The organism is Spirulina subsalsa FACHB-351 (assembly GCF_026130165.1).
Taxonomy (GTDB): domain Bacteria; phylum Cyanobacteriota; class Cyanobacteriia; order Cyanobacteriales; family Spirulinaceae; genus Spirulina_A; species Spirulina_A subsalsa_A.
This window is the reverse complement of record NZ_JAIHOM010000148.1, coordinates 1-11129: the sequence shown is the minus strand read 5'-3', so window position 1 is coordinate 11129 and position 11129 is coordinate 1. Positions and strand designations below refer to the sequence as shown.

The window sequence follows — 11129 nt, the reverse complement described above, 5'->3', positions numbered from 1 at the left end:
CCACCCAAAAACGGCAGCAAAGGCGTTGCGACAGGTTCGTAGTTGCGCTTCAGCGCCAAATCCACCCAAAAACGGCAGCAAAGGCGCTGCGACAGGTTCGTAGTTGCGCTTCAGCGCCAAATCCACCCAAAAACGGCAGCAAAGGCGCTGCGACAGGTTCGTAGTTGCGCTTCAGCGCCAAATCCACCCAAAAACGGCAGCAAAGGCGCTGCGACAGGTTCGTAGTTGCGCTTCAGCGCCAAATCCACCTAAAAACGGCAGCAAAGGCGCTGCTGAATCTTAAGTATAACAAGGGTTTGGGTTTAACGGAGAGGGTGGGATTTGAACCCACGGTACCTTGCGGTACACTCGATTTCAAGTCGAGCGCAATCGACCACTCTGCCACCTCTCCAAAGGTTTTTCCGGGCTAGCTTTCCTATAATAGCAAGCTTTCGCCCGAGTTGCGTAGGGTCTTGGGCAACCTTGACAAGTTAAGCCTTTTCTCCTCTTGTCAAGGTCAGGGAATAGGGAACAGTGTTTAGTAATTTTTAGCAATGGAAGACGACATCACTCGTCTTCAGAATCTAAGGGCATAATCTGCTGATTTGCCCTTAGAGCTTCAAGAATTAGCTGTTGTAGATATGAACATCCCGTTGTGGGAAAGGAATATTAATCCCTTCCGCATCAAATCGGCGTTTCATCGCTTCTTGTAAGGCAAAATAAGTCGGCCAATAGTCTGAGGTTTTAACATAAGGACGAACAGCAAAATTAACACTACTGTCCGCCAATTCCAACAAACCAATGGTATAATTAGGTTCAGCTAAAACCCTTTCTTCAGCCTCCAGAACTTCCGTGATGGCCTGCTTAACTTTGCTCAAATCATCACTATAACTCACGCCAAAAACCATATCTAAACGACGAATGGGTTTAGCGGAATAGTTGATGATATTTCCCCCGGTTAAACTCGCATTGGGAATAACAACTGATTTATTATCTGGGGTGGTTAAAATGGTGGTGAAAATTTGAATATCCTCAACCACTCCCCCAGTTCCTGCACCTTCGATATAGTCACCCACTCGGAAGGGACGAAACATGACTAATAAAACTCCGGCTGCAAAGTTCGACAGAGAACCTTGTAAGGCTAAACCAACGGCTAAAAACCCGGACGTGAGTGCGGCAATAATTGCAGTGGTTTGGATACCTAATTGTCCAAGGACAATAATGAAGACAAAAACTAATGCGCCAAAATAGGTTAAGTTGACGGCGAAAGAAATTAGAGTTTCGTCTACTTCAGCTTTACGGAGAGCGCGTCTCGTTGCTTTTTGAATGATTTTGGCAATGCGCAAACCGATGAATAAAACAATAATGGCAACTAACAACTTAATGCCAAATGTTGTTAGAACACTTTGGACTTGTAGCCACAATTGCTGAAGAGCATCCCCTTGAAGCATTGTGTTAATATCGGGATTCATAAGAATTCACCCAGCGAAAATCAGCAACTGCACTATACAATTTGATCATAGAAAAGTCAATTTTGGTTAAACTTGTCTGAAATTCCGAAATATTAGCGATAGGGTTTTGTTGGGTTTCGCTATCGCTGCACCCAACCTACGGATGACTGAGGAGTTTAACATCCGCCCCGCCGTAAACGGACGGCGATTCCATCTATTTCAACAGGTCAAAAATTGACAATTGTTGAAATGCTGGATGGGTTGACGCTTCACGCTCGATGTGCTTTCTTTTCAGAAAGTCTGACCTTCTCTCCACGTCCGTTTAGAGTCTCCGAAAGCCCTCCTGCGACTAAAATATTATTGGCGGCATAACTGGGGTCTGCTGAAAAAGCCCAACGCTAGATTCAACAAGGGAATTGATAATTGACAATTGATAATTGATAATTGACAATTATTTCCGACTCCCGACTCCTGACTCCCGTTCGCGCAGCGTTCCGAAGAAAAGGAAAAATCCCCGGATTCCCGACTCCCCGAGTTATTCAGCAAGCCCTACGCTAAGATTGGACACCATTGAGCGTCGGTTATGTCACAGACGACGTAAAACGACTAAAGAACGGTCTACTAAAGTGAGTTCATCATCACCTTGGTAGATTTTTCCCAGTTTGACCAGTTGGGTTAATTCGGTATCAATAACCACTTGCCAGCGCCAATTTTGCAGTCCTTCAGGGATGGTAAAGTCAAGGGGTTCGTGATGAGCATTAAAAAAGAGGAGAAAACTATCCCCGATAATGCGTTCTCCGTGTTCATCGCAGGCATCGAGTTCTTCTCCGTTGAGGAAAATTGCGATCGCCTGAATATACCCCTCATTCCATTGATGCTCACTCATCTCCTCCCCATCAGGGTTAAACCAAGCGATATCATGGACCCCAGACCCGTGAATTTCTCGGCCTTGGAACCAATTCCTGCGTTGGAATACGGGGTTTTTATGGCGAAACTCAATTAATTGTTTGGTAAACTCCAATAAATCCTGATTTTCCGGGGTCAGTTGCCAATTTAACCACGAAATCTCATTATCTTGGCAGTAGGCGTTATTATTCCCCTGCTGAGTTCGTCCCATTTCATCACCCCCCAACAACATTGGCACCCCTTGGGATAACATCAGGGTGACAAGGAAATTGCGGCGCTGACGGTGACGCAGGGTGAGAATTTCGGGATCATCGGTTTCTCCCTCTTCCCCACAATTCCAAGAGCGATTGTCTTTGTGACCGTCTTCGTTATCTTCCCCGTTGTCCTCATTGTGACGGTCGTTATAACTCACCAAATCGTTTAGGGTGAAGCCATCATGAGCCGTGATAAAATTAATGCTAGCACTGGGTCTGCGGCCGTTGGATTCGTACAGGTCAGAACTTCCGGTAAAGCGAGAGGCAAATTCCCCTAAACTACTATCCTTCCCAGCCCAAAAATCTCGGATGGTGTCCCGATACTTGCCATTCCACTCTGACCACAATAGGGGAAAGTTGCCGATTTGATACCCTCCTTCTCCCACATCCCAAGGTTCTGCAATCAGTTTCACGGTGGAAAGGATGGGATCTTGATGAATAATGTTAAAAAATGCTGCTAAATTATTGACATCATACAGTTCTCGTGCTAAGGCAGCGGCAAGGTCAAAGCGGAAACCATCGACGTGCATTTCTAGCACCCAGTAGCGGAGACTATCGGTGATGAGTTTGAGAATTTGGGGGTGGCGGACATTGAGAGAGTTTCCGCAGCCTGTGAAATCCATATAATAGCGGGGATTTTCTTCCACGAGGCGGTAGTAGGAGGCGTTATCAATACCTCGAAAGGAGAGGGTTGGCCCCATTTGATTCCCTTCTCCGGTGTGGTTATAGACCACATCTAAAATCACCTCAATTCCGGCTTTATGGAGGGTTTTGACCATTTCCTTAAATTCGGTCACTTGTTCCCCATTCTTGCCACTGGCACTATAGCCGGAATAGGGGGAGAAGAAATTAATGGTATCGTAGCCCCAGTAATTGGTGAGGCCTTTGGGGACAAGATGGCCGGGACGAGCTAAGAAGTGGTGAACGGGGAGGAGTTCCACGGCCGTCACTCCGAGGGATTTGAGATGGGCGATCGCAGCGGGGTGAGCGAGTCCGGCATAAGTCCCCCGTAGTGCGGGGGGAATATCCGGGTGTTGTTGGGTAAATCCTTTGACATGAACCTCATAAATCACCGATTCATGGGTGGGAATGCGCAGGAGGTCATCCCCTTCCCAGTCAAAATCATCATCAATGACAATCCCTTTGGGCATCAGGTGGGCATCATTGTATTCCGAAAAGCCCATATCTTCATCGGGCATCTCCCAAGGGTAGCCAAAGATGGCCTCGTCATGTTGAATCACTCCCGCGATCGCCTTCGCATAGGGATCAATCAGTAATTTGTTACCATTGAAACGATGACCATAGCTGGGCAAAAAAGGCCCATAAACCCGGTAGCCATAACGCTGACCCGGTTTTACATTGGGAACATAACCATGCCAGACAAAATGGTTCACCTCAGTCAAGGGGAGACGAGTTTCCTTGTTGTGTTCATCAAATAAACAGAGTTCAACACCCGTTGCATTTTCGCTGAACAGGGAGAAATTTGTCCCTTCTCCGTCCCAAGTCGCTCCCAAAGGATAAGATTTTCCAGGCCAGATTTTTAAGTCCATAGCGTTATTATTGGTGCATTGACAGGGTAACAGCCTATAGGATAACGCGATTAAACTCCCTCATTGAATATCTGACAGAACTCCCCTCAGAGGCACTGAGGAGAGTTCTAAAAGGTGAAAAACAATCCAGCTTACAAAATTTGGGATAAAAATTGTTTACTCCGCTCATGTTGGGGATTATTAAAAAACTCTTTCGGGGTCGCTTCTTCGACTAATAACCCATCCGCCATCAGAACCACCCGATCCGCCACTTCCCGCGCAAAACCGACTTCATGGGTAACACAGACCATGGTCATCCCTTCCTTAGCGAGGGAACGCATGGTATCCAATACTTCTCGCACCATTTCCGGGTCTAAGGCCGAGGTCGGTTCATCAAATAGCATAATTTTGGGCTGCATAGCTAAAGCGCGAGCAATGGCTACCCGTTGCTGTTGTCCCCCCGAAAGCTGACCGGGGAATTTTTTCGCCTGCTCTAAAATCCCCACTTTCTCTAATAACTGCATGGCGATCGCTTCCGCTTCGGCTTTTTTCTTCCGTCGCACCCAAATCGGAGCCAGCGTCACATTTTGCAGCACACTTAAATGGGGAAACAAATTAAATTGTTGAAATACCATCCCCACTTCCCGACGAATGGCATCAATATTTTTCAAGTCGTGGGACAGTTCAATCCCATCAATGGTAATAGTCCCCTTTTGATAGTCTTCCAGGGCGTTAAAGGTACGAATAAAGGTAGACTTCCCAGACCCAGACGGCCCCATCACAACGACTACTTCCCCCTTATTCACTGTTAAACTCACCCCACGCAACACATGAAACTTGTTGCTGGCATACCATTTATGGACATCCTTGGCGACAATCACCGCTTCTGGGGAAGTATTGGCACTTTGATCCGACATAGTGCTAGGTTGTTGACTGGTCATCTCATTGAACTCCTTGCGTAAACAGTAATCAGTAATCAGTAAAATCTGGGAATTAATAATTAATGATTAATGATTAATTATTAATTCCCTAATGTTCAGTATTGACTTTCTTTTCCACCCACCGACTGCTGGCAGACATGGCGTAACAAAAAACCCAAAACAGTAAACCGTTGTATAAATACACTTCTGAAAAACGTCCTAAGAATTGGGGGTTTGCCAGAACAGAGTTACTAATCCCCAATAATTCCACCAGACCCACAATGGCTAACAAGGTTGTGTCTTGGAACAAACTAATAAACTGACCCACAATGGCGGGAATGACTGCTTTTAAGGCTTGGGGAAGCACAATGAGAATTACCACTAAAGGGGTACTGAGTCCCAAGGCACTGGCGGCCTCAGCTTGGCCTCGGGGAACCGCTTGTAGACCCCCACGCACATTTTCCGCCAGGTAGGCTGCACTAAACAAAGTTAACCCCACAATAGCGCGAATCACCCGATCCGGTCGCATTCCATCGGGTAGAAAGAGGGGAATCATCACCTGTCCCATGAACAATAAAGTAATCAGGGGAACACCGCGCACCAGTTCAATATAGGCAATGGATAGACCTTTAAATATTGGGAGAGGACTACGACGGCCTAGGGCTAACAGTACCCCCAAGGGGAAACAGATGACAATGCTCACCACGGCGGTTAAAACTGTTAACATTAGGCCTTGCCATTCGTTGCTGGAGACGGGACGGAGAAATAAACCGCCGCCAATTAACCAGAGGGCGATGAAAAACAATAATAGCCATGTGGAAGATACCCAAATGCCGAATTTTGGGTTTTTCCGTCCTGCTTGTTGTCCGACCCAACTAAATCCCACGACTAATCCGGTCATGCCGACTAAAAGGAGACGATTGGGGAGGGGGACTGGGAAGAGGAGACAGACGACAACGGCGCAGCCAATACCGATTAAGATATTGCGACTGTAGAGTTTAGCGACATTACGGGCAATGGCTCCCCAAGATAAACCCGAGAGGGTACAAATCAGACCCAAGAGAACCCACAAACGCCAATATTGCGATCGCGGATACCGTCCCACATTAAACAGTTGAATATTACGGGGAATGACATCCCACTTTGCCTCGGTGAAAGACCAAGTAAGGAAGGTATAGAAAAAGTACCCCAAAATCAAGGCAATCACCACGGTAATTAAACCGTTATACCAAGGGGTGAACAGGTTATTTTTTATCCAATTGAGGGGAGTATCCCGCATCTCAGGAGGGGGTGCGAGATCCCCCGGGGGAGAACTTAAACTGGTCATGGGTCTTATCGTTCGCGTAGTTGAGCAATACGGTTAAATTGGTTCATCACCACAGAAATTAACAGGTTAATGATTAAATAAGTAATCATGATGATGATCATGACTTCCACCGGCCGACCTGTTTGGTTATAGGTGGTATTGGCCACGGAGTAGATGTCTGCATAGCCAATGGCAATGGCTAAACTGGAGTTTTTCGCCAAGTTCATGTACTGACTATTTAACGGGGGAATCATCACCCGTAAGGCTTGGGGAAAGACCACCAAACGCATAGTTAACCCCGAATGAATGCCTAAAGCGCGGGCGGCTTCCCATTGGCCTTTGGCGACTGATTGAATGCCAGCGCGCACAATTTCGGAGATATAGGCCCCGGTGTAGACCACTAAACCTGTGACTAGGGCGCTGTATTCAATGGTTAAACGTAACCCTCCCTGAATGTTACCGGGTGACACTTCTTGGGGAACTTGCCAGTTAAAGGGGAAGATAATGATTAATAAGGCGATAATGCCTAAACCCCAGAGAATATAGAGTTGATTTAGACCCGATTGACCTTGTTCTACCATGAGGTAAATTCGCCAACGCCAGAGGAAAAAGGCCCCAATGGCGATCGCAACCACCACCCCCGCCCAAATCGCCAGATTCCAACTCACCGTCGGCCACGGGAGAAACACCCCCCGATTACTTAAATAAAAACTATTCAAAAACTCCAAACGATCGGCCGGCCTCGGTAACTTTGTAAATACCGCACGATACCAAAAATATAATTGCAACAACAGGGGAGTATTGCGAATCACCTCCACATAAACCTGACTCCCCTTCCGAAGCAACCAGTTTTCCGAGAAACTGGCTACTCCAGCCAAAATCCCCACAATCGTCGTGAGAATAATCCCCACCACAATCACCCGCAGCGTATTCACCAATCCCGCCAACATCACCTGACGGTAACTATCCACGGCTGGATTATAGGGAATGATACTTTCGCCAATGGCAAAGGACGCTTGACTATCTAAAAAGCGGAATCCAAACACAACGCCAGACCGTTGCATATTCACGCTAACGTTATGGACAAGCAGGGAACCAATGGCCACCACAATTGCTAAAACAATCAATTGTACGGCAATCTTCCAGAAACGCTCATCTCGCCAAAGGGGAATATTTGCCTCGTTTTGTGTGGTCATGAATGTTTAAAATATTTTGTTCTAAAGTCCTTATTTTACCTTTCTCTTACTCTGCTAAAAAGGGATTTGGTTTAGTCTCCAAACCCCTCATCAGCAATGGTTTTAGAACATTCCCCGCTTTGAGGATTTCTAGAACTAACATGAAGGAGAACAAAGAATGCTAGGTAAAATTCCTCGATTAAATAGCTGGGAACATACCCCATTAGGGGACCCGAGGAAAAGACAATCTTAAACCGTTCTCAAATCGAATTTTGATTAACTGATTTTGGTCAACTTATTGGTCTGAAGCAAAATCTCCCCAGAAATCCCCCCAAAAAGGGCATTTTCAATTTAAACCGGGTTTAACGGAACGGGGGAGAATAGAGTAAACCGCCCTCTGTCCAGAGCGCATTCTGACCCCGAGGTAGATTAAATTCAGAATTTGCTCCTAAATTGCGGTCGTAAACTTCGCCATAGTTGCCCACAGCTTTGATCACATTCACCATGAAATCATTGCTCAGACCCATCCCTTGACCTAAATCTCCTTCGACACCCAAGAAACGGCGAATATTCGGGTCTTCGCTCTCTAATTGCTCCTCAACATTAGCTTGAGTAATGCCCATTTCTTCCGCTTCAAATAAGCCGAATGTCACCCATTTAACCACATCAAACCAAGCCGAATCATTATTAATTGTCACCGGACCTAAAGGTTCTTTAGACATAGTGACATCTAACAGAATATGATCATCTGGGTTAGGTAATGTGCTACGCCGAGCGATTAACTGGGACTTATCAGAAGTCATCCCCTCACAACGACCTTCTGCATAGGCAGCATAGGCGGGGTCTGCTTGCTGGAATGTCACCGTTTCAAACTCTACTCCCGCTTTACGCATATTGTCCGTCAGGTTTAATTCTGTGGTAGTCCCGGCTTCAACACAAACCGCCTTACCTTGGAAATCTGCTAGGGACGTAATGCCACTATCAGCGCGAACCATCATCCCTTGACCATCATAAAAGGTTGTCGGCGCAAATTCTAAGCCAACAGATGTATCCCGGCTAATGGTCCAAGTGGTATTCCGAGAGAGCATATCCACTTCTCCCCCAGATAAAGCGGTAAAGCGTTCCGTCGAGTCTAAGTTCCGGTACTCTACCTTTTCCGGGTCGCCTAAAACAGCGGCCGCCACGGCTTTACACACATCCACATCCAAACCGGAATATTCGCCGGATTCATCGACAAAACTAAACCCCGGAATCCCCCCATCTACACCACAGATGAGCATTCCCCGCTCTTTCACCACATCAAGGCGACTTCTGCCTGCGGCAGGGGCCCCTGTTTGACCTGTACCCCCAGTGGTTTGTTCTGGGGGAGTGGCACAAGCTGCTGTCACAGCTAACACTGCCGCAGATAAAACCAAAGATTGCCATTTACGCATCACTAATTCACACACCATCGCTAAATTTCCTGCTTAATATTTAGCCACTCCCTTTCCCGATGGGGTGTAAGGTGATACAAAATGTAACGAAATCTTGACTTTTAATTAGCCCTGATTATGTTATTTGACAAAAAAAGAATAATGTGTTAGAGCAAATCTAGCGGAATGGAGGGGAATACATTAATCCCCCATCTTGCCAAAGGGCATTTTGACCGCGAGGCAAGTTAAAACGGGATTGTGCGCCTAAGTTCCGTTCGTAAATTTCCCCATAATTGCCCACGGCTTGAATGGCGTTCACCATAAAATCATTACTTAAGCCTAGTCCTTCTCCTAGGTTTCCTTCTGCACCGAGAAAACGGCGAATATTGGGATCTTGAGCTTGCAATTTTTCTGCAATATTGCCTTGAGTAATGCCCAACTCTTCGGCTTCAATTAAGCCAAATGTGACCCATTTCACTACATCAAACCAAGCGGAATCATTATTCAGGGTAGCTGGGCCTAAAGGTTCTTTGGAAAGGGTGACATCTAACAAAATATGCTCGTCGGGATTGGGGAGCGTATCACGACGGGCGATGAGTTGGGATTTGTCGGAGGTAATGCCCTGACAACGGTTTTCGGCATAGGCGGCATAGGCAGGATCTGCTTGTTCAAAGGTGACGGTTTCAAAGGATACCGCCGCTTTTCTCATGGTGTCCATGAGGTTTAATTCGGTGGTGGTGGCGGCTTCGACACAAATAGATTTCCCTTGAAAATCTTGGAGGGAGGTGATGCCACTATCGGCGCGAACCATGATCCCCTGTCCATCATAAAAGGTGGTGGGGGCGAATTCTAAGCCCATTTGAGTATCCCGGCTAATGGTCCAAGTGGTATTGCGGGAGAGGACATCAATTTCTCCTGAAACTAAGGCGGGGAAGCGTTCGGCGGAGTCGAGGTTACGATATTCTACTTTCTCGGGATCTCCGAGTACAGCGGCGGCGATCGCTTTGCATACATCTACATCTAGCCCAGAATATTCTCCGGCATCATTGACAAAACTAAAGCCTAAAACTCCCCCATCTACCCCACAGATCAGAAATCCTCGTTCTTTCACCATATCCAGACGACTGGTATTCGAGGGTGCGGTTGAGTTGGGGTTTAAGGTGGTGTTGGTGGGGGCGGGAGGGCTCCCACAACCTGCCATAAGGGTGAACAAGGTTGTGGAAACTAGGAGGGATTGCCAGGTACGCATGATGATTCTGAGATGATGGTTAGACGTTCTCTCTAAAGGTTTACCAGTTTTTTCCGTTCTTTTCTGGAAGGAATTGAGTCACTATCACGGTTTAACGCAAACTTTACGATTTACCGGAAGGGGGGAGAGTACATCAAGCCGCCATCTTTCCACAGGGCATTGTAACCCCGAGGTAAGTTAAAGGGGGAATTATGGCCGACGTTGCGTTCATAAATTTCTCCGTAGTTGCCAACGGCTTGAATGACGTTGACCATAAAATCATTACTTAAGCCCATCTCTTCCCCTAGGTTGCCTTCAACGCCTAAAAAAAGCCGGATTCTGGGGTCAGGGGATTTTAATTTTTCCTGAACATTGTCTTGAGTAATGCCTAAGTCTTCGGCTTCAATTAGGCCAAATGTGACCCATTTCACCACATCAAACCAAGCTGAATCGTTATTGATGGTGGCTGGTCCTAATGGTTCTTTGGAGAGGGTGATATCTAGGAGAATATGGTCTTCGGGATTGGGTACACTGCGCAGACGGGCTTGTAAGATAAACTGGTCTGAGGTGATGCCCTGACAAAGCCCTTGGAGATAGGCGCCATAGGCGGGGTCGGACTGCTCAAAGGTGAGGGTTTCAAAGGCAATTTCGGCTTTTCTCATGCTGTCCATGAGGTTTAATTCGGTGGTGGTTCCGGCTTCTACACAAACGGATTTGTCCTGAAAGTCTTGGAGGGAGGTGATGCCACTATCGGCGCGTACCATCATTGCTTGTCGATCGTAAAAGATGGTGGGGGCAAATTCTAAGCCCAGTTCAGTATCTCGGCTGAGGGTCCAGGTGGTATTACCGATCATGTTTTCTTGAAAGCCCCGATACTTTAGGACGGGGATGAAAAGAAAAACAGTATGTAACCCGCGAAGCGTCAACACTTAATGAGCCTTGCCAGTTTTATTAAGTGTGTTATAATGG

Annotated in this window: 7 protein-coding genes, 1 tRNA gene and 1 pseudogene; all 9 read right to left on the bottom strand. The window is 46.8% G+C overall.

Annotation, left to right across the window (positions count from 1 at the left end; translation table 11 throughout):
* Nucleotides 1-306: 306 nt before the first annotated feature.
* A tRNA-Ser gene (locus K4A83_RS20110) sits at nt 307-391 on the bottom strand.
* A gap of 214 nt (nt 392-605) precedes the next feature.
* Entirely contained in the window at nt 606-1451 is an 846-nt protein-coding gene (locus K4A83_RS20105) for a mechanosensitive ion channel family protein (RefSeq protein ID WP_265266476.1), read from the bottom strand.
* Between the two features lie 565 nt (nt 1452-2016).
* Complete coding sequence (gene glgX / locus K4A83_RS20100) at nt 2017-4140, bottom strand: glycogen debranching protein GlgX (protein ID WP_265266475.1); 2124 nt, start codon at nt 4138-4140, stop codon at nt 2017-2019.
* A gap of 131 nt (nt 4141-4271) precedes the next feature.
* Nucleotides 4272-5060 (bottom strand): amino acid ABC transporter ATP-binding protein, encoded by a 789-nt coding sequence (locus K4A83_RS20095; protein WP_321161039.1) that lies wholly within the window; start codon nt 5058-5060, stop codon nt 4272-4274.
* 88 nt (nt 5061-5148) lie between these two features.
* Entirely contained in the window at nt 5149-6366 is a 1218-nt protein-coding gene (locus K4A83_RS20090) for an amino acid ABC transporter permease (RefSeq protein WP_265266474.1), read from the bottom strand.
* A 5-nt stretch (nt 6367-6371) separates the two neighbouring features.
* On the bottom strand, nt 6372-7541 hold the full coding sequence (locus K4A83_RS20085) for an amino acid ABC transporter permease (protein WP_265266473.1): 1170 nt from the start codon (nt 7539-7541) through the stop codon (nt 6372-6374).
* 341 nt (nt 7542-7882) lie between these two features.
* Complete coding sequence (locus K4A83_RS20080; RefSeq protein WP_265266472.1) at nt 7883-8971, bottom strand: amino acid ABC transporter substrate-binding protein; 1089 nt, start codon at nt 8969-8971, stop codon at nt 7883-7885.
* A gap of 139 nt (nt 8972-9110) precedes the next feature.
* Nucleotides 9111-10181, bottom strand: coding sequence for an amino acid ABC transporter substrate-binding protein (locus K4A83_RS20075; RefSeq protein ID WP_265266471.1), 1071 nt, complete (start codon nt 10179-10181; stop codon nt 9111-9113).
* Nucleotides 10182-10291: 110 nt separating this feature from the next.
* Nucleotides 10292-11005 (bottom strand): annotated as a pseudogene (locus K4A83_RS20070) (amino acid ABC transporter substrate-binding protein); the annotation flags it as partial.
* Nucleotides 11006-11129 lie beyond the last annotated feature (124 nt).

Excerpts from the sequence above, each read along its gene's own strand:
- K4A83_RS20095 (WP_321161039.1), bottom strand. The coding sequence starts at position 5,060 with ATGACCAGTCAACAACCTAGCACTATGTCGGATCAAAGTGCCAATACT.
- K4A83_RS20085 (WP_265266473.1), bottom strand. The coding sequence starts at position 7,541 with ATGACCACACAAAACGAGGCAAATATTCCCCTTTGGCGAGATGAGCGT.
- K4A83_RS20090 (WP_265266474.1), bottom strand. The coding sequence starts at position 6,366 with ATGACCAGTTTAAGTTCTCCCCCGGGGGATCTCGCACCCCCTCCTGAG.
- K4A83_RS20075 (WP_265266471.1), bottom strand. The coding sequence starts at position 10,181 with ATGCGTACCTGGCAATCCCTCCTAGTTTCCACAACCTTGTTCACCCTT.
- K4A83_RS20105 (WP_265266476.1), bottom strand. The coding sequence starts at position 1,451 with ATGAATCCCGATATTAACACAATGCTTCAAGGGGATGCTCTTCAGCAA.
- K4A83_RS20080 (WP_265266472.1), bottom strand. The coding sequence starts at position 8,971 with ATGGTGTGTGAATTAGTGATGCGTAAATGGCAATCTTTGGTTTTATCT.
- glgX (WP_265266475.1), bottom strand. The coding sequence starts at position 4,140 with ATGGACTTAAAAATCTGGCCTGGAAAATCTTATCCTTTGGGAGCGACT.